15 protein-coding genes are annotated in these 19,098 nt (G+C 72.6%); 7 read left to right on the forward strand and 8 right to left on the reverse strand.

The window, feature by feature from the left end; all coding sequences use genetic code 11:
* Window positions 1-99 precede the first annotated feature (99 nt).
* Window positions 100-2,019 carry a chorismate-binding protein gene (locus C569_RS0122040; RefSeq protein ID WP_018787923.1) on the forward strand — a complete coding sequence of 640 codons (1,920 nt, stop codon included), beginning with the start codon at window positions 100-102 and terminating at the stop codon, window positions 2,017-2,019.
* A gap of 66 nt (window positions 2,020-2,085) precedes the next feature.
* Here C569_RS0122040 and wrbA read toward each other — a convergent pair whose 3' ends face one another.
* Complete coding sequence (wrbA, locus tag C569_RS0122045) at window positions 2,086-2,703, reverse strand: NAD(P)H:quinone oxidoreductase (protein WP_018787924.1); 618 nt, start codon at window positions 2,701-2,703, stop codon at window positions 2,086-2,088.
* A 438-nt stretch (window positions 2,704-3,141) separates the two neighbouring features.
* Between wrbA and C569_RS0122055 the strand changes: the two genes are divergently transcribed.
* Window positions 3,142-4,245, forward strand: a complete 1,104-nt coding sequence (locus tag C569_RS0122055; protein ID WP_018787925.1) for a winged helix DNA-binding domain-containing protein — start codon at window positions 3,142-3,144, stop codon at window positions 4,243-4,245.
* 598 nt (window positions 4,246-4,843) lie between these two features.
* Here C569_RS0122055 and C569_RS0122060 read toward each other — a convergent pair.
* Genes C569_RS0122060 through C569_RS0122075 form a run of 4 tightly spaced genes read right to left on the reverse strand, consistent with a single transcriptional unit; the run spans window position 4,844 to window position 9,175 of the window.
* Window positions 4,844-6,052, reverse strand: coding sequence for an ABC transporter ATP-binding protein (locus tag C569_RS0122060; protein ID WP_018787926.1), 1,209 nt, complete (start codon window positions 6,050-6,052; stop codon window positions 4,844-4,846).
* 9 nt (window positions 6,053-6,061) lie between these two features.
* Entirely contained in the window at window positions 6,062-6,898 is an 837-nt protein-coding gene (locus C569_RS0122065; RefSeq protein WP_026268483.1) for a carbohydrate ABC transporter permease, read from the reverse strand.
* Between the two features lies 1 nt (window position 6,899).
* A complete protein-coding gene (locus C569_RS0122070; RefSeq protein ID WP_018787928.1) occupies window positions 6,900-7,895 on the reverse strand; it encodes a carbohydrate ABC transporter permease in 996 nt (331 codons plus the stop codon).
* A complete protein-coding gene (locus C569_RS0122075; RefSeq protein WP_018787929.1) occupies window positions 7,892-9,175 on the reverse strand; it encodes an ABC transporter substrate-binding protein in 1,284 nt (427 codons plus the stop codon). Before C569_RS0122075 ends, C569_RS0122070 begins: the two co-directional genes overlap by 4 nt.
* 395 nt (window positions 9,176-9,570) lie before the next feature.
* On the opposite strand from C569_RS0122075, the gene C569_RS0122080 reads away from it, so the two are divergent.
* Window positions 9,571-10,002 carry a hypothetical protein gene (locus C569_RS0122080; RefSeq protein ID WP_018787930.1) on the forward strand — a complete coding sequence of 144 codons (432 nt, stop codon included), beginning with the start codon at window positions 9,571-9,573 and terminating at the stop codon, window positions 10,000-10,002.
* Between the two features lie 47 nt (window positions 10,003-10,049).
* Window positions 10,050-10,325, forward strand: coding sequence for a hypothetical protein (locus tag C569_RS0122085; protein WP_026268484.1), 276 nt, complete (start codon window positions 10,050-10,052; stop codon window positions 10,323-10,325).
* A 480-nt stretch (window positions 10,326-10,805) separates the two neighbouring features.
* On the opposite strand, the gene C569_RS0122090 is transcribed toward C569_RS0122085, so the two are convergent.
* Window positions 10,806-11,591, reverse strand: a complete 786-nt coding sequence (locus tag C569_RS0122090) for a DUF4184 family protein (protein ID WP_018787932.1) — start codon at window positions 11,589-11,591, stop codon at window positions 10,806-10,808.
* 22 nt (window positions 11,592-11,613) lie between these two features.
* A complete protein-coding gene (locus tag C569_RS0122095) occupies window positions 11,614-12,312 on the reverse strand; it encodes an HAD family hydrolase (RefSeq protein WP_036346554.1) in 699 nt (232 codons plus the stop codon).
* A 139-nt stretch (window positions 12,313-12,451) separates the two neighbouring features.
* Here C569_RS0122095 and C569_RS0122100 point away from each other — a divergent pair, with 139 nt between their 5' ends.
* Window positions 12,452-13,777: a hypothetical protein gene (locus C569_RS0122100; RefSeq protein WP_231394865.1), complete on the forward strand. Its 1,326-nt coding sequence runs from the start codon at window positions 12,452-12,454 to the stop codon at window positions 13,775-13,777.
* Window positions 13,778-13,820: 43 nt separating this feature from the next.
* On the opposite strand, the gene C569_RS0122105 is transcribed toward C569_RS0122100, so the two are convergent.
* Complete coding sequence (locus C569_RS0122105; protein ID WP_026268486.1) at window positions 13,821-16,541, reverse strand: glucosidase; 2,721 nt, start codon at window positions 16,539-16,541, stop codon at window positions 13,821-13,823.
* 42 nt (window positions 16,542-16,583) lie between these two features.
* On the opposite strand from C569_RS0122105, the gene C569_RS0122110 reads away from it, so the two are divergent.
* Together C569_RS0122110 and C569_RS0122115 are read left to right on the forward strand one after the other, a co-directional pair.
* Window positions 16,584-18,527, forward strand: coding sequence for an amylo-alpha-1,6-glucosidase (locus C569_RS0122110; RefSeq protein ID WP_018787936.1), 1,944 nt, complete (start codon window positions 16,584-16,586; stop codon window positions 18,525-18,527).
* A 128-nt stretch (window positions 18,528-18,655) separates the two neighbouring features.
* On the forward strand, window positions 18,656-19,098 hold a 443-nt coding region (locus tag C569_RS0122115), incomplete at its 3' end, for a glycosyltransferase (protein WP_155945586.1).

The following is a 19,098-nucleotide window of genomic DNA, read 5'->3' on the forward strand; positions in this document are numbered from 1 at the left end:
GTAGCTTCCCCACGCGGCCGCCCGACGAGGCGGCCGCCGGTCTCCCCCGGCATCCCGGGTCGCCTCCACCGGCGGCCACCGGCCCACCGAGGAGATCCGATGACCCGCCTGTCCGACCCGCTCGCCGCCGTCGCGGCCGGCCGCGACCCCGGCCCGTTCGCGCTCGTCCGCCGCGAGGGCACCGACCACGTCGACCTGTTCACCGGCCCGGTACACACCGCCGGCCGGCTCGCCGACCTGCCGCTGCCCGAGGACGGCGCCGGTGCGCACACGCTGGCCCTGGTGCCGTTCCGGCAGGTCACCGAGCGCGGGTTCGAGTGTGTCGACGACGGGCTGCCGCTGGAGTTCCTGGCGGTCGAGACGCACCGGCGGATACCGCTGGCCGACCTGCTCGACGACCTGCCCGACGCCGAGGTGCGCACCCGCGACGCCGGCTTCGACATCGCCGACGACGAGTACGCGGCGATCGTGGAGCGGGTGCTGGCCGACGAGATCGGCCGGGGCGAGGGGGCGAACTTCGTCATCCACCGGACCATGCGCGCCACGGTGCAGGGCGACCCGCTGGCCGCGGCCCTGGCGGCGCTGCGCCGGCTGCTACTGCGCGAACGGGGCGCGTACTGGACGTTCGTGGTGCACACCGGCACCCGGATCCTGGTCGGCGCCAGCCCCGAGCGGCACGTCAGCGTCACCGACGGGCTGGTCGAGATGAATCCGATCAGCGGCACGTTCCGGCACCGGGGCGAGACCGTCGACCGGGCCGAGCTGCTGCGCTTCCTGCACGAGGAGAAGGAGGTGGAGGAGCTGTACATGGTGCTGGACGAGGAGCTGAAGATGATGGCCGTGGTCGCCGAGCACGGCGGCCAGGTGGTCGGGCCGTACCTGAAGGAGATGGCGCACCTGGCGCACACCGAGTACCTGCTGGCCGGGCGCTGCTCCCGGGACGTGCGCGACGTGCTGCGGGAAACCATGTTCGCGCCCACCGTCACCGGCAGCCCGATGGAGAACGCCTGCCGGGTGATCGCCCGGCACGAGCGCACCGGCCGGCGCTACTACGCCGGGGTGCTCGCCCTGCTGGGCCGCGACGAGCAGGGCCGGCAGACGCTGGACGCGCCGATCCTGATCCGTACCGCGGAGATCTCGCCCGCCGGCGCGCTGCGGGTGCCGGTCGGCGCGACGCTGGTCCGGCACTCCACCACCGCCGGGGAGGTGGCCGAGACGCACGCGAAGGCGGCCGGTGTGCTGGCCGCGCTGGGTCTCGGCCCGGACGCGCCGCGCTCCGCCACCGAGCCGGCCGTCCGGTACGCCGACGACCCCGAGGTACGCGCCGCGCTGGCCGCCCGCAACGCCCCGCTGGCCCGGTTCTGGCTGGACCAGCGGGAGCCGGGGGCGATCGCGCTGCGCGGGCTGGCCGGGCGCCGGGCGCTGATCGTCGACGGTGAGGACACGTTCACCGGCATGCTGGCCCACCAGCTCGGCGCGCTGGGCCTGGCGGTGACCCGCCGGGACTGGCCGGAACCGGGCCCGCTGGACGGCTACGACCTGGTGGTGGTCGGCCCCGGGCCGGGTGACCCGCGGGACGCGACGGCACCGAAGATGGTGGCGCTGCGGGCGCTGCTGGCCGAGCTGCTCGCGTCCGGCCGGCCGACGCTCGCGGTGTGCCTGGGCCACCAGTTGCTCGCCGGGCTGCTGGGCCTGCCGCTGCACCGCCGCGACGCGCCGTACCAGGGGTTGCCGCGGGACGTGCCGGTGTTCGGGACGATCCGGCGGGTCGGGTTCTACGCCAGCTTCACCGCACTCGCCGACGCCGACCGGGTCACCGGCCCGTACGGCCCGGTCGAGGTGTCCCGCGACCCGGCCGACGGCGCGGTGCACGCGCTGCGCGGCGCGGGTTTCGCCGGGGTGCAGTTCCACCCGGAGTCGGTGCTGAGCCAGGACGGCACGAGGGTCCTGGCGGACCTGCTCGGGCATCTGCTCGACCGGCCGGCGCTGAGCGCGCATGGCGCGGCCGATCGCGGGTAGGGCACAGGCGACCGGTGGTGCGGACGGGTTCGAGAGCCCCCGTCCGGCCACCGGTCGCCAGCCGGGTCAGCCGGCCATGCCCCGCTTCAGCGCGGCGCCCATCAGCACGGCGCGCTTGGCGGTCAGCGCGGTGGCGGCCAGTGCCACGTGGTCCGGGGCGACCTCGCCGTTGTTGCTGGTGTGCGACGCGCCGTACGGGTTGCCGGCGACGAACTGGCTCGGGTCGGTGTAGCCGGGGGTCACCACGATGCCGCCCCAGTGGTAGAAGACCGTGTACAGCGACAGCAGCGTCGCCTCCTGGCCGCCGTGCGACGTGGCGGTCGAGGTGAACCCGCTGTAGACCTTGTCGGCGAGCGCGCCGGCGGCCCAGAGCGGGCCGGTGGTGTCGATGAACTGCTTGAGCTGGGCGGCGATCATGCCGTACCGGGTCGGCGAGCCCATGATGACCACGTCGGCCCAGGACAGGTCGTCCGGCTGCGCCTCCATCACGTCCTGGGTCTCCAGCCGGTGTGCCTGCCAGCCGGAGTTGGAGCGGATCGCCTCGTCAGGCGCCAGCTCACGTACCTTGCGCAGACGCACCTCGGCACCGGCTTCCCCCGCCGCCTCGACCGCCGCCTGCGCCATCTGGTACGTGATGCCGGTCGCGCTGTAATAGATCACCGCGACCTTGACCTGGCCATCCATCAGACGTCCCTCCTCGTTTCGGGTCAGCTCCGGCGACTACCCGTTACTTGTTCCGTCAAACTCCGGGGCGTGGCATCCACTCCGGGTGGAGATCCGCGCGGCCGGCGCCGGCGCGGACGTGGTCGCGGTGACGCCGGGCGCTGGGCTTCGAGGTGATCGGCCGAGGGCCGGAGGGCTTCCGGCACCCCACCCGGGGGTACGTCGATCCGCTGGCCGTGCACCGGCACCTGGACTGAGCGTGGCTCAAGATTTGCGCAAGTTCCGTCCGCAACCGCTCTGCCCGCCCAGCCCGCACGGAATGCTTGTCGAACCGGCGCCGGCCGCATCGGCCGCCCCGCGCCGGGAACCTGAACGGGGGATCGCGCTGGTGTCGGCAGCGCCGCCGGCGCAGCGCGATCAGGGGCCGGTCTGTCGTACCCCGGGCCTACGCTGACGCCCGTGACCATACGCCTCAACCGCGCCGAGGCGCTCGCGCTGCGCATGACCGGCCTGCTGTTGCGCCCGCACCCCACCGCCCGTCCGCAGGGCGTCGCCGACGTGGTCGAGTGGTTCGGCGCCATGCAGGCGCAGGACGCGGCAAGCGGGCTGTGGTCGCTCGGCGTCCGCCTTCCCGGCGCCACCCAGGACGACGTCCGCGCGGCGCTGGAGCGGCGCGAGGCGCTGCGCACCTGGCCCATGCGCGGCACCGTGCACCTGGTCCCGGCGCGCGACGCGCGGTGGATGCTGGAGCTGACCGGGGTGCGGACGCTGGCCGGCACCGCCGGGCAGTGGCGGCAGCTCGGGCTGACGGTCGCCGACGGCGAACGGGCCGGTGACGTGCTGGGTGCGGCACTGACCGGCGGCGGCCGGCTGACCCGCGCCGAGTGCCTGGCGGCGCTGCGGGCCGCCGGGCTGTCCACCGACGGTCAGCGCGGCTACCACCTGCTCTGGTACGCCAGCCAGCGCGGCGTCACCTGCATCGCGCCGCACGTCGGCACCGAGCAGACGTTCGCCCTGCTCGACGAGTGGGCACCCGAGCCGCACCGGCCGGAACGCGACGAGGCGCTGGCGATGCTGGCGCACCGCTACGTGCGCGGCCACGGCCCGGTGAGCCGGCACGAGTTGGCCCGGTGGACCGGCCTGACCGTCACCGACGCGACCCGGGCGATCACCCTGGCCGGTGACCTGCTCGCCCCGGTCGAGGCCGACGGCGAGCCCGCAGTCGTCGACGCCGCGCTGCTCGACGCGCCCCGCGCGCCGGTCGACGACCTGCACACTCTGCCCGGCTTCGACGAATACCTGCTCGGCTTCAAGGACCGCTCGCTGATGCTCGACCCGGCGCACGCCGCCGCGGTGGTCCCCGGCAACAACGGGGTGTTCCGGTCGACTGTGGTGCGGGGCGGGCGCGTGGTCGGCACCTGGACGCGGACGCTGGGCGTGAGGGCGGTGACCGTGACGGTGCAGCAGCTCGTGCCGTTCGACGCAGCGCTGCGCGACCGGGTGGACGCGGCGCTCACCGGCTACGCCCGCTTCCTGGGCCGGGAGCTGCGCCACTCCTGGTGAGCAGAGGGCTCCCGCCGCACCTCTTCTCTTCTTCTCTCGTGCTGTCCGGCTTCGCTCCTGCTCCGCTGCTCCTGTTGCTCTTCAGCGCCTTTGCTCTGCAGCCGTTGACACATCGGTTCGCGTGACCGTCGCGTGGGTGGGTGCAGAGCAAGGGCAGTGAGGGCGCTCTCCGGCGGCTGACACTGCGGGTCGGCGGCTCACCGCCCGCTGGTCCCCGAGGTCGGCGAATTGTGGCACCGTCCCAGCAAAAGGTCCCCGCGCCGGTGATGAGTGGAACGTCATGGGTGTCAAAACCGCGCTGAGACACCCATGACGTTCCACTCACCGGTTCGGCCGGGCGCGGGGGACGGAGTAGGTGGTGGCGCCCGGCGCGTGGAGTCACGGAGCTGACACGTCGCCGTAGTGCGGCTCGACCTTCCTCGTGGCCAGCAGGGCCGGCCCGGCCGCCAGGTGGGGTACCCGCCTCACCCCCCTTGCTCTGCAGCCACGGAGGCAAGCAGCGCACCGAGCGTTGCGTCGAGGGCTGCAGAGCAAGGCGTGGCAAGGCCGAAGGGCCGGCGGCGCGCATCGCCACCGGCCCTTCGCACACGTCAGGGGATCAGTCGGCGAGCGCTCCGGCCGAGCGGCCCTCGTGCAGCGTCAGGTTGCGTCCGCTGCCCGGGTCGAACAGGTGGATCTTCTCCAGGTTGAACCACGCCCGGCGCGTCTCGCCCTCGCGAGCCGAGGACTCCGCCGACAGCCGGGTGACCAGGTTCGACCCGCCACCGGCGAAGTCCGCGGCACCCGTGTCGGCGGCCAGCTCCTCCAGCTCGGCGGCGCTGGCCCGCTCCCCCTCGACGGTGAAGTAGACGTACTTGTCCGAGCCCATCGACTCGACGATGTCGACAGGCGCCTCGAACTCCATGCCCCGGCGGCGGGTCTCGTCGTCGACCAGCGCGGCGTCCTCGAAGTGCTCCGGGCGGATGCCCAGAATCAGCTCCTTGGGCGCGTCACCGGCCTCCAGCTCGCGGCGGATCCGGTCGCCCACCGGCACGTCGCCGAGCGCGGTCCGCAGCCGGCCGTCCTCCACGACGGCGTGCACGAAGTTCATCGAGGGCGAGCCGATGAACCCGGCGACGAAGAGGTTGCGCGGGTGGTCGTACAGCTCCTGCGGCGGCCCGACCTGCTGCACCGCGCCACCCCGCATGATGACGACCCGGTCGCCGAGCGTCATCGCCTCGGTCTGGTCGTGGGTGACGTAGACGGTGGTGGTGCCGAGCTGCTTCTGGAGCCGGGACACCACGGTACGCATCTGCACCCGCAGCTTGGCGTCCAGGTTCGACAGCGGCTCGTCCATCAGGAACGCCTTGGGCTGGCGGACGATCGCCCGTCCCATCGCCACCCGCTGCCGCTGGCCGCCGGACAGGTTGGCCGGCTTGCGGTCCAGCAGAGCGGTCAGCTCCAGCACCTTCGCCGCCTCGTCGACCTTCTGGTTGATGGTCTCCTTGTCCAGCTTCGCCAGCCGCAGCGGGAACGCCATGTTCTCCCGCACGCTCATGTTCGGGTAGAGCGCGTACGACTGGAAGACCATCGCGATGTCGCGGTCCCGGGGTGCCTTGTCGTTGACCCGCTCGCCGCCGATGCGCAGCTCACCGGAGCTGATGTCCTCCAGCCCGGCGATCATGTTGAGCGTGGTGGACTTCCCGCAGCCGGACGGGCCGACCAGGATCACGAACTCGCCGTCGGCGATCTCCAGGTCGACGTCCTGTACGGCGGTGGTGCCGTCCGGGAACCGCTTGCTCACCTTGTCCAGCACGATGTCGGCCATTGCTACCACCTATCCCTTGACTGCGCCGGAGGTCAGACCGGAGACGATGCGGCGCTGGAAGAAGAGCACGAACAGGATGATCGGCACGGTGATCACCACGGCGGCGGCACAGATCGCCCCGGTGGGGTCCTCGAACTGCGACTCACCGGTGAAGAACTGCAACGCCACCGGGACCGTGCGGGACCGCTCGGTCGAGGTGAGCGTGATCGCGAACAGGAAGTCGTTCCAGCAGAAGATGAAGACCAGGATCGCCGTGGTGAACACGCCGGGCGCGGCCAGCGGAGCGATCACCCGCCGGAACGCCTGTGCCTGGGTGGCGCCGTCCATCTTCGCCGCCTTCTCCAGGTCCCACGGGATCTGCTTGAAGAACGCCGACAGCGTGTAGATGGCCAGCGGCAGCGCGAACGTGATGTACGGCAGGATCAGGCCGGGCCAGGTGTCGAACAACCCGAGCTGCCGCTCGATCTCGAACAGCGGCGACACCAGCGACACCTGCGGGAACATCGCGATCAGCAGCGAGACGCCGACCAGGAGCTTCTTGCCCGGGAAGTCCAGCCGGGAGATGGCGTACGCGGCCATCGCCCCGAGCACCACCGCGATCGTGGTGGCGATCAGCGCGATGCCGATGGAGTTGACCAGGGCGCGGACGAACTGGTCGGTGTCGAAGATGGTCCGGTAGTTGTCGAGCGTCCACTCCCGCGGCCAGAACTTGCCGTCGGTGAGGGTGGCCGGGGTCTTGAACGACAGTGAGGCGATCCAGAGCACGGGGACCAGCGCGAAGACGACGACCACGACGTCCAGCAGGCCCCAGCGCACCTTCGCCCGCGTGGTGGTTTCCACAGCCATGTCAGCGCCTCTCCCCATCGTCGCTGCCCGGGGCAGCGGTGCCGAACAGCTTCACGAACACGAAGGCGATGATCGCCACGGTGATGAAGATCAGCACCGACATCGTGGAGCCGATGCCGAGGTTCAGGCCCCGGATCAGGTTGTTGTAGGCGAGCATCGACACCGACGACGTCTCGTTGCCGCCGTTGGTGAGCACGAAGATGTTGTCGAAGACCCGGAACGCGTCGAGCGTGCGGAACAGCAGCGCGACCAGGATGGCCGGCTTCATCACCGGCAGCATCACCTTGGTGAACCGCTGCCACGCCGTCGCGCCGTCGGTGGAGGCCGCCTTGAGCAGGTCCTCCGGCACCAGCGCCAGCCCGGCCATCAGCAGCAGCGCCATGAACGGGGTGGTCTTCCAGATCTCCGCCAGCATGATGATCGCCAGCGAGCTGGCCCGTTCGGTGAGCGGGGCGCTGCCGTCGAACAGGTTCGCCAGGTAGCCGGTGCCGGGCGTCCAGGCGTACCGCCAGGAGAACGCGGCGACCACCGTGACGATGCCGTACGGGATCAGCGCCGCGGTGCGGACGATGCCCCGGCCGACGAGCGTCCGGTGCATGATCAGCGCCAGGCCCATGCCGAGCACCAGCTCGACCGCGACGGTGACCACGGTGATCAGCGCGGTCACCCCGAACGCCGTCCACCAGAAGTCGTTCGTCAGCACCGTGACGTAGTTCTCCAGCCCGACGAACTTCCGCTCGTCGGGGAAGCGCAGGTCGAAGCGCTGCAGCGACAGCCACACCGAGTACAGGATCGGGTACGCGGTGACCAGCACCATGACCAGCGCGGCCGGCGCGCACAGCAGCAGGCCGAGGCGCCGCTCGGCGCGCTTGTTCTCGCTCAGCGGGGCGCGGGAGCCGCGCCGGGACCGCTGTTCCGGTACGGCGGCGTGTCGGCCGTCCGGTGCCTCGGCCTCGGCGGCGGCCTGCGCGCCGGCCGGGGTGGCGTTCACGCTCATGGCAGAACTCCCTTGGACTCCAGCGCGTCGGAGATCGCCTCGCGCAGCTCGTCAGCGGTCTGCTCGGGCCGGATCGCCGACGGCGGCGACAGGATCGCCGACATCACCGTGGAGATGCTCTGGTAGGCCGGGGTCAGCGGCCGCACCGCCGGCTCCTTCAGCTCCTCCAGGATGGTCTCCTTCATCGGGTACGCCTCGGTCATCTCCGGGTCGTCGTAGACGGCCTCGATGGTGGGCGGCACGCCGTCGTTGACGGCGGAGAACTTCTGGTTCTCGGCGTTACGCAGGCAGCGGGCCGCCTCGAACGACTCCTCCGGGTGCTCCGAGTAGGTGCTGACCGCCAGGTTCACCCCGCCGATGGTGACCTTGCTCGGGGTGCCCGGGTCGATGCCCGGCACCCGGGCCCACTTCACGTTCTTCGCCAGGTCGGGGTTGGCCTCCTGGAGCGCCGGATAGACGAACGGCCAGTTCACCTGGAACGCGCCCTTGCCGGACTGGAACTCCAGCCGCACCGGGTCCTCCAGCGCGTTGCTGAACGACGGCGAGGTCACGCCCGACGTGGCGAACTTCTGGAGCTGGTCGAGCGCGCGGACCGCGCCTTCGTCGATCTCCGCCTTCTTGCCGTCGTCACTGAGGATCTTGCCGCCGGCGCTCTCGGCGAGCGTGTTGTAGAGCACCACCAGGCCCTCGTACTGGGCGCCCATGGTCAGCACCTGGTACGGCTTGCCCTGCTCCTTGAGCTGCTGGGCGGCGGAGATCATCTCGTCCCAGGTCTTCGGCGGCTGCGACACCAGGTCGGACCGGTACCAGAGCAGCTGCACGTTGGTGTGCTTGGGCGCGGCGTAGAGCTTGTCCTCGTACCGGGCGGTGTCCAGCGAACCGGCCAGCGTGCCCTGCTCGGCCTCGGCCTTGTCCTGCCCGGTCCACTCCCGGATCCACTTGGCGCTGGCGAACTCCTGCGTCCAGGTGACGTCCAGCCCGAGCACGTCCATCCCGCTGTCCTGCGCGGCGAGCCGCCGCACCATCTGCACCCGCTGCTCGTCGGCCTCGCGCGGCAGCACCCGGTAGTCGATCCGGTACCGCCCCTGCGCCTGCGTGTTGCAGGTGTCGACGACCTTCTGCAGGTTCTGCTCCGGCGGGTAGTACAGGTTGATCGTGGGGACGCCGCCGTCGCCGCCGGATCCGCAGGCGGCCAGCGGGGCCACCAGCGCGAGCGCGGCGGCCGCCGCCGCCGCGCGTCCGGCCGGCCGCCGTGCGGCCGTGTCGGGGACTGTCGTCATCACCCTCCCCCTCTCTCCTACGAAGAACCGGGGGGTGACCCGCGCCCCGGCGCGCGGCGAGACGATCGGGGCATCGGCCCGATCGCCCGACGCCCCGGGCGTGTCGTGCGGCTGAACGTGCCCGACCTGCGACGGAGCGAAACATCACGGAAATGTGACGGCGACGGCACGATCCGGGCCGGGCGATCACACGTCGTCCCACGTAGTGAAACGGCGAGGCTACCCAGCGTCAGCGGTCTGCACTAGCGTGGGGCTGGCTCCGTAGCCGGCGCGTCGCCGTCGATGCCGATGCGCCTCCGGCCGTCCCCCATCGCCCGCCCGATCGGTTGGTTCTGACGGGAAGTGCCGTGTGCGCGTTCCCGGGTTGGGCAGGATTCCCCCGAGGAGGTGCCGTCGTGCAGGACACCCGCGCTCTCGCCCTGACGTTCGAGGTGAGCGGCCTGCCCCCGGTCAAGACCGAGGCCCTGTCCATCTTCGCCGCCGGGCACCGGCAGGCGACGAGGGTCCGCACGCTGCTCCAGGCCGCCTGCACGGCGGCCCAGCGCACCGGGTGGACCCCGTTGACCGGGCCGGTCGAGGTAGACCTGACCCTGCGCTGTCCGCCCGGGCACCGCACCTCCGACGCCAGCACGCTGCTGGGCGGCGTGTGCGCGGTGCTCCAGGACAAGAAGCGGGTCTCCACCATCGGTCTCGCCCACCTCGGGGTGCTGGTCGACGTCGCGCTCTGGGCCGACGACCGGCAGATCCGCCGGCTGTCGTACGTCGAGGAGCCGGCGGAAGAGTTCTCGTATCTGGTCCGGGTGTCGGCCGTACCGACGATGGTTTGACCGACGTCCGCGGTGGGGTACCGCGGACGCCGAGGAAGGGAGTGCTGATGTCGGAGCCACATGTCACGCTCGATCCGAGCGGGCTCGACCCGGTGCAGCAGAAGCTGCGCGGCCCGCTGGAGGATCAGCTGACCTCGGCCCTGCAGGCGGCCGCCGACCGGATTCGCGCCGGCTACGCGGGCGAGCCGGTGGAGGACGTCTGCCGTCGGTTGCTCGACGAGACCCGCTCCGGCCTGCACCCGGACATCGCGGCCGGGTTCCAGCCGGACATGGACGAGTTCTGCCGGGTCGCGGTGGCGATCGTGCGGGGCGAGCTGACCTGAGCGGGCGGCGCGCGGGGGACTGAGTACGCGGACCGATGGCGGGGGCCCGTGTCAGCTCCGCCGCACGTCGACCGAGACCGGTCGCCCTCCCCCAGCCGCACCGGCAGCCGCCCGCCGTCAGGCGGTCGCAGCCCGAGCCCGGATCTGTCGGCCGGTGAAGGATGCCGGACGGGTCAGGACCGGGTCCGCAACTCCCCGGCCCTGACCCCGGCCGTCCGGTTCGGTAGCGGTCTGCGCCACGGGGAACACGGCAGGCGTGGCACGACGCCTTCCGCCGGGCTCCGCACGGCGAGCCGGTATGCCCGCACTCAGCTCCACGGTGCTCTCACCACCGGACTCCGGTGCGCCCCCGTCTCACCCCGACAAGGCGTGGACGCCGGCTCAGGTTAGGCACGTCCGCGCAGGCCGGACAAGCGATGACCGGCGACTGCGGTTGTGATTGATGTCTATGCCGAACTGCGGCATGTCGGCGTAACGGGGTCAGCCGGTTTCGCGCTGTTCGACTTCGAGACGCGGGCTGCGCCCGGCCTGCCGCGGTGCCACGGTCCGGGCCGCGACGGCCCCCGCGACCAGTGCCAGCGCGGCCACGTGCAGCGCCCGTACGCCCGCCGGGGCGGGGACGCCCGCCGCGGGCAGCGCGGGCATCAGCAGCGCGCCGAGCCCGGTGACCGCCAGCGCCACCCGCCAGAACACCGCCGGGTTGGCCTCCGGGGCGGGTTCGCCTACGCCACCGGTCCGCACGGCGCGACGGGCCTCGGAGACGGCAAGGACGACCACCAGTAGCCCGCCGCCGAGGCCGCCGACCACGTCCGCGAACTGTAACCAGGAGACGCCGGTCAGCGCGCGGAAGTCGGCGACACCGAGCATCCGGGGCAGGCGTTCGCTGTGGCTGACCCGGTCCCACGCCACGTGGCTGAACGCGCCGATCAGCGCCGAGCAGACGGTCACCTGCCAGGGGTGCCGCACCCGGGCCAGCGTCGCGTACCAGGGCCAGCCGAACCACCGCGGCGCGGGCAGGTGCACCGCGATGCCGGCGACCACGCGACGCACCACCCAGGCGTACGCGAGGGCCACCGGCAGGCACCACCAGAGCAGGCCGCCGAGCGTGTGCGTCCGAAGGCCCAGGGCCAGCGACGTGCCGGTGAACAGGTACGCGGCGTCCGGCGCGACAGCACCGGTGCACAGCGCCACCCCGTCGAACCAGCCCGGTCGCCACAGTTTCAGCGGCAGCACCGGCGCCAGGTGCGACGGGAAGGTCAGCGGCACGTCCCGGACGTTACCGGCCCGCTCAGAAGTGGTGGACCAGGTCGGGGAACGCGGCCAGCCGGATCACCCGCTGGTCGGACGGGTCCAGCTCGTCGTGCTCCAGGACCCAGGTGTTCTCGTTCGGGATGAAGACCGCGTTCATCCCGGCGGCCCGGGCGGGCAGGATGTCCGAGCGCGGGGAATTGCCGATCATCCAGGCGGCGGCCGGGTCGAAGGCGTGCTCGCGGGCCAGCCAGCGGTAGGTGTCCGCGTCCTTCTCCGGCACGATGTGCGCGGCGCGGAAGTGGTGCAGCAGCCCGCATGCGTCCAGCTTGCGCTGCTGCTCCTCGCGCTCGCCTTTGGTCAGCAGCAGCAGCTCGTGCCGACCGGCCAGGTCATCGAGCGTCGCGGCCACGCCGGGCATCAGCTCCACCTGGTGCCCGACCAGCGCCGCGGCGAGCTGCTCGATCTCGGCGCGCTCCCGGGCGGTGGCCGGACGCTCGCGCAGCTTCTCCAGGCACTCGCCGAGGCTGCGCAGGAAGACCTTGCTGCCGTAGCCGTGCGCGACGGCGTTCGCGCGCTCGATGTCGTCGAGCACCGCGCGGATCCGGGCCCGGTCCAGCGTGGGGTGGTCGAGCCAGGTGAGGAAGTCGTCGATGACGCGCTCGAACAGGACGTTGTTCTCCCAGAGCGTGTCGTCGGCGTCGAACACCAGCACGGCGGCGTCCCGGCGCGACGGCATCGCGTCCCCCTCCCCCTCGCGGACCTCGCACACCGTACTGCCCGGTCGCCGGACGGACCACGCGGATTATCCGGTCGGCCGCCGGTTACCGGCGGCTACCCGACTGCGGAATCCCTGGTCGGACGGCATGCTTCGGCCCATGACGATCTCACCCGATCATCCACCTGGACGCCGGGGCCGGCGGTGCACGGCCGTCGCGGTGGCCGCGACGCTCGCCGTCGCGGGCGCGGCGCTGCCGGGATCCCCGGCACTGGCCGTCAACGCCGCACACACCACGGTGGTCGGTACGAACCCGGTCGACTGGACGCCGCACGCGCTGGACGGCACGGTGCACCGCATCCTCCAGATCGGCAACCGCGTGTACGTCGCGGGCACGTTCACCAAGGTGCGCAACGCGGGGCGGTCGGCCCAGCTGGCGATGCCCCGGCTGGTGGCCCTCGACGCGAGCACCGGCCGGATCGACACCACGTTCCGGCCGCAGGTGAACGGCGCGGTCAAGGCGCTCGCCGCCGCGCCGGACGGCCGCTCGCTCTACATCGGCGGCGCGTTCACCACTGTCAACGGCACCGCGGCGTCCCGGCTGGCCCGGATCGACGCGGCCACCGGTGCCCGGGTCGCCGGGTTCACCACGCCGGCGCTGAACAACCAGGTGAACGACGTACGGCTGGTCGGCACCCGGCTGATAGTCGGCGGCGCGTTCCAGACCGTCGGCGGCGTGACCCGGCGTGGCCTGGCGGCGGTGAACGCCACCACGGGGGCGGCCGACGCGTCGGTCGACCTGAACCTGACCGGTCCGCGCAGGACGACGTCCGGCGCCACCGCGCCGGTGAAGGTCGAGGCGCTGGACGTCTCCGCCGACGGCCGGCGGCTGGTGTTCGTGGGCGGCTTCAGCAGCGTCGCGGGCGTGGCGCGGCACCAGATCGCCGTCGCCGACCTGAGCACGGCGGGCGCCACGCTCTCCGGCTGGGCCACCGACCGTTACCAGCCGCAGTGCGCGAGGACGATGCCCGTCTACATGCGCGGCGTCGACATCTCACCGGACGGCACCTGGTTCGCGGTGGTGACCACCGGCGGCCCGTTCCCGGGCACGCTCTGCGACACCGCGGCGCGCTTCGAGTTCGGCACCGCCACCGGCGGCAAGCAGCCGACGTGGGCCAACTACACCGGCGGCGACACGCTGCTGTCGGTGGCGGTAACCGGAGCGGCGGTGTACGTCGGCGGCCACCAGCGCTGGCTGGACAACCCGCTGGGCCGCAACTCGGCCGGTCCGGGGGCGGTGTCCCGGCCGGGTATCGGGGCGATCCACCCCGCCACCGGCAGGGCGCTGCCGTGGAACCCGACCAAGGACCGCGGCGTCGGCACCCAGGAGCTGTACGCGACCGACAGCGGTCTGTGGGTCGGCAGCGACACCGTGACGATGGCCGGGGAGTACCACGCCCGGCTGGCGTTCCTGCCGCTGCCGTGAGGCGCGGGGCCCGGGGCGCGGCGGGACCCGTCGCGCCCCGGCCTCAGCGGCGCAAGGTGAGGATCAGGTCGGCGACCAGCGCGGTCCACCCGGTCTGGTGCCAGGCGCCCAGGCCGGCGCCGTTGTCGCCGTGGAAGTACTCCGGGAAGCAGATCAGGTCGCGCCAGTCCGGGTGGGTCTGGAACAGCTGCGCGGCCCCGTAGATCGGCCGCCGTCCCCAGTCGTCGCGGGTGAACAGCGAGATCAGCCGTGCGGACAGGTCGTCGGCGATCTCGTCGAGCGTCCGCTTCACCCCGGACCGGGTCGGGTACTCGACCTGGAGGTCGTCGCCGAAGAACGCGGCGTAGTCCCGCAGCGCGCTGATCAGCAGGAAGTTCGTCGGCATCCAGATCGGGCCGCGCCAGTTGGAGTTGCCGCCGAACAGGCCGCTGGTCGACTCGGCGGGCTCGTAGCCGACGCTGAACTCCTGCCCGCCGAGCGCGACGGTGAACGGCTTGTCCAGGTGGGCGCGGGACAGCGTGCGCAGCCCGTACTCGGAGAGGAACTCGTCGGTGTCGAGCATCCGGGCCAGCAGCCGCACCACCTGGTCCGGTGCGACCATCGACAGCAGCCGCTGCTGGCGGCCGTCGGGCCCGAGCCGGCGGGCGCCGATCACCTCGGCGTACTCGGGGCGGTTGGTGAGGAACCAGCGCAGCCGCGCGCCCAGCTCGGGCAGGCGGCGCATGGTCCGGGCGGTCAGCCGGGTGACGGCTGCGAGGGGCAGCAGCCCGACCACCGAGCGGACCTTCAGCGGCACCTGCGTGCCGTCGGCCAGCCGCAGCACGTCGTAGAAGAACGCGTCCTCGGCGTCCCACAGCCCTTGGTGGTACGCCGCCGCGGCGATGTACGCGAAGTGCTCGAAGAACTTGGTGGCGGTGTCGGTGTACGAGCGGTCGTGCTCGGCCAGCACGATCGCCATGTCGAGCAGGTTGAGCGCGTACATGGCCATCCAGCCGGTGCCGTCGGACTGCTCCAGCACCCCGGCGACCGGCAGCGCGGCCGAGCGGTCGAACGGGCCGACGTTGTCCAGCCCGAGGAAGCCGCCCTCGAAGACGTTGTTGCCGCCGGTGTCCTTGCGGTTGACCCACCAGGTGAAGTTGAGCAGCAGCTTGTGCATCACCCGGGCGAGGAACTCGTGGTCGCGGGAGCCGTCGATCTCGAAGACCTTCAGCGCCGCCCAGGCGTGCACCGGCGGGTTCACGTCGCCGAACGCCCACTCGTACGCCGGGATCTGCCCGTTGGGGTGCAGGTACCACTCCCGCAGCAGCAGGAGGATCTGCTCCTTGGCGAAGCCCGGGTCGACCCGGGCGATCGTGACGCAGTGGAAGGCCAGGTCCCAGGCGGCGTACCAGGGGTACTCCCACGGGTCCGGCATGGAGATCACGTCGAAGCTGTTCATGTGCCACCAGGCGCTGTTGCGCCCGTGCCGGCGGCCGGCCGGCGGCGGCGCGGAGCCGGGGTCGCCGGCCAGCCAGCGTTCGACGTCGAAGTGGTAGAACTGCTTGCCCCACATCAGCCCGGCGATGGCCTGGCGTGCCACCAGGGCCTCGTCGGCGGTGGCGGCAGCCGGGATGACGCTGTCGAAGAACCGGTTCGCCTCGGCGCGGCGCGCCCAGAGCACGGTGTCGAACCCGTCGCCCAGGTCGGCCGGGGCGGGGGGCGCGGCGGCCGGCGGCGGCGCGGTACGGGTCAGCCGCAACCGGATCTGCCGCTGCTCGCCGGCCGGCACGTCCAGCACGTAGTGCAGCGCGCCCTTGGTGCCGGTGCGGTCCGGGTTGACGGTGGCGGCGCCGGCCACAACGTGGTCGTTGATGCCGTCCTTCGGGTACGCCGACCGCCCCGGCAGCCCCCACAGCCGCTCGGCGTTCGTCTCGTTGTCGCACAGTAGTGGCACCGGGTCGCCGTCGCCTTCCAGCAGGAGCTGCCCGAGCACCCAGTGGTCACCGACGAGCCGGGCGCCGGCCCGCTCCCCGGACTCCACGCCGGTCAGCTCCGGCATCCGGTCGGCGCCGGGCAGGCCCCACGCCCAGGTGTTGCGGAACCACAGCGTGGGCAGCACGTGCAGCGTCTCGTCCCGGTCGCCCCGGTTCGCCACGGTGACCAGCACGCACATGTCCGTCGGGGACGCCTTGGCGTAGTCGACGGTGACCGCCCAGTACCTGTCGTCGTCGAAGATGCCGGTGTCGACCAGCTCGTACTCGGTGTCGTCCCGGCCGCGCAGCGCGTTCTCCGCGACCAGTTCGTCGTACGGGAAGGCGGCCTGCGGGTAGTGGTAGCGCCAGCGCATGAAGGAGTGCGTCGGGGTGCTGTCGAGGTACCACCAGTAGTCCTTGACGTCCTCGCCGTGGTTGCCGCCGTCGCCGCCGAGGCCGAACATCCGCTCCTTGAGGATCGGGTCGCGCCCGTTCCACAGGGCGAGGGCGAAGCAGAACGTCTGCCGGTCGTCGCAGACGCCGGCCATGCCGTCCTCGTTCCACCGGTACGCTCGGGACCGCGCGTGGTCGTGGGGGAAGTAGTCCCACGCCGTGCCGTGCTCGCTGTAGTCCTCCCGTACCGTCCCCCACGCCCGTTCGGACAGATAGGGGCCCCATGCGCGCCAGTCCTGCTCGCCGGCGTCGGCCTGGGCGAGCCGGTGCCGCTCGGGGTCGGGGAACGCGGAGGTCGACCGGTCGGTGATCACTGGCACATTTTCGACGCCGCCCGGGTACTTCTCCACAGCGGCCATTGTCGCCGTGGCATGTCACACCTCGCTGCCGGTGGAGGAAAGTTGATCGACATCCGTTTCGGGCCGCGATCCTGCGGCGAGCTGTCCACCGCCGCCGCGCGGGAATGGCTGGTCACGGACGGGCGTGGCGGATACGCCATGGGCACCGTCGCCGGGCTGCGTACCCGCCGGTACCACGGGCTGCTCGTGGTGGCCGGAGACACGCCAGCGTCCCGCAAGGTGGGACTCGTGAGCCTCGACCCGGCGGTGACGCTGCCCTCGGGGCGGCAGGTCCGCCTCGGCGCGCACGAGTGGTCCTCGGGCGTGGTCGACCCGCGCGGCTTCGAGCTGCTGGAACACTTCGACCTGGCCGACGGGGTGCCGCGCTGGCGGTGGCGCGTCGGCGACGTGGTGATCGAACGGGAGATCGCCATGACGTACGGCCGCTCCTGCGTGGCGGTGGTTCACCGGCTGATCTCCGGCGGCCCGGTGCGGCTGGACCTGGCCGCGGCCTGCACCTGGCGCGACGCGCACGGCGAGCGGCGCGCCGACGGCCCGGCGCCCCGGCTGGAACCGGCGGCCGGCGGCGCCGTGGTCGACGGCGCGTACCGCCTGGCCGGGCCGGACTGGACCCCGCGGGGGCAGTGGTGGCACGGGGTACGCCACCGCACCGAGGCAGAACGCGGCCTGCACCCGGACGAGGACCTCTGGTACGCGGGCCGGTTCACCGGCGCACTCGACGAGCCGGGCGCGACCGTGTCGGTGCTGGCCTGGGCGGACGACCTGGCCGAGGAGCCGCCACCGGCGACCGCCGTGGTCGAGGCGGCCCGGCGGCGCAGCCGGGCCGTGGTGGCCGCGGCGAAACCCGGCGACGCGGTCGAGGCGACGCTCGCGCTCGCCGCCGACGCGTTCGTGGTACGCACCGCCACCGGCCCGGACGTGGTCGCCGGCTACCCCTGGTTCGGGGCGTGGTCGCGGGACACGATGATCTCCTACGAGGGTCTGTTCCTGTGCACGAACCGGGCCGACGAGGGGCGGGACCTGCTGCGGGCGTACGCGGCCACGCTGAACGAGGGCATGCTGGCGAACACGGCCGACACCGGCCGGGTCGAGTACAACACCGTCGACGCGACGCTGTGGTTCCTGCACGCGGTGCACCGGCACGTCACGGTCACCGGTGACACCGACCTGGGCGACGAGCTGCTGCCCGCGCTGCACCGCGTGGTGGAGGCGCACGTGGCGGGCACCCGGTACGGCATCGGCGTCGACCCGGCCGACGGGCTGCTGACCCAGGGCGGCCCGCCGGACGTGGCGCTCACCTGGATGGACGCCCGGGTGTACGGGGTGCCGGTGACCCCGCGTACCGGCAAGCCGGTCGAAGTAAACGCGTTGTGGATCAACGGGCTGGCCGGGGTCGCCGAGCTGACCGAGCTGGCCGGACGCGACGCCGCCGGGCTGCACGACCTGCACCGCCGGGCCGTCACCGCGTTCCGGGAGCGCTTCCCCGCCCCGGTCGGCTGGCTGCACGACGTGGTGGACGCCCCGGCGCCCGCGTACCCGCTGGGCGGGGCCGCGCACCACGACGACGACCTGCTGCGGCCCAACCAGCTGCTCGCCTGGTCCCTGCCGCACGCCCCGCTGGAGCCGGACGAGGCCACGCTGCGCCGGATCACCGAGGCGCTGTTCACCCCGCTCGGGCCGCGCAGCCTCGCCCCGGACTCCCCCGGCTTCGCCGGGCGGCACCGGGGCGGGCCCGCCGACCGGGACTCCGCGTACCACCAGGGCACCGTCTGGCCGTGGCTGACCGGACCGCTGCTGGACGCCTACCGCCGGGCCGGGTTGCCCACCGACGACCTGCTGGTGGGTCTGGTGGGCCACCTCGCCGAGGACGGCCTGGGCTCGGTGAGCGAGACCGCCGACGGCGCGGCGCCGCACGCGGCCACCGGATGCCCGTTCCAGGCGTGGTCGGTGGCCGAGCTGCTGCGCGCGCGGCGGATGCGCCGGTAACGCGTTACAGACCGGCAACCGGCGCGTCGCCCCCGGTTATCGACCCCTCGGCAGGATGGGTGGCGACCCCACCGGACACCGCGGCGACGCCGCCTCGGGTGGGGACGCCACAACTCAAAGGGGGCCGCGTGTCAGCTGACGCCGAAGTGATCGACATCCAGCCCGCCCGGCGCCTGCGGGTGCTGCTGCTCTCCTGGGAGTACCCGCCGGTGCTCGTCGGTGGCCTCGGCCGCCACGTCCACGCCCTGTCGGTCGCCCTGGCCGCCGCCGGACACGAGGTCACAGTCGTCACCCGCCACGCCGAGGGCGCCCCCCTCGAGGAGTACGCCGACGGCGTCCGCATCGTCCGCGCCGCCGAGGACCCCGTCACGTTCCCCCTCGCCACCTCATCCCTGCTGGCCTGGACCATGGCGTTCAACCACACCCTCACCCGGGCCGCACTACGCGCCACCGAAACCGGCACCTACGACGTCATCCACGCCCACGACTGGCTCGTCGCACACACCGCGATGACACTGCGCGAACACCTGGACGTGCCACTGGTCACCACCATCCACGCCACCGAGGCAGG

Origin of the sequence: Micromonospora sp. CNB394 (genome assembly GCF_000374985.1) — a bacterium.
In the GTDB taxonomy this organism is placed as follows: Bacteria; Actinomycetota; Actinomycetes; order Mycobacteriales; family Micromonosporaceae; genus Micromonospora; species Micromonospora marina.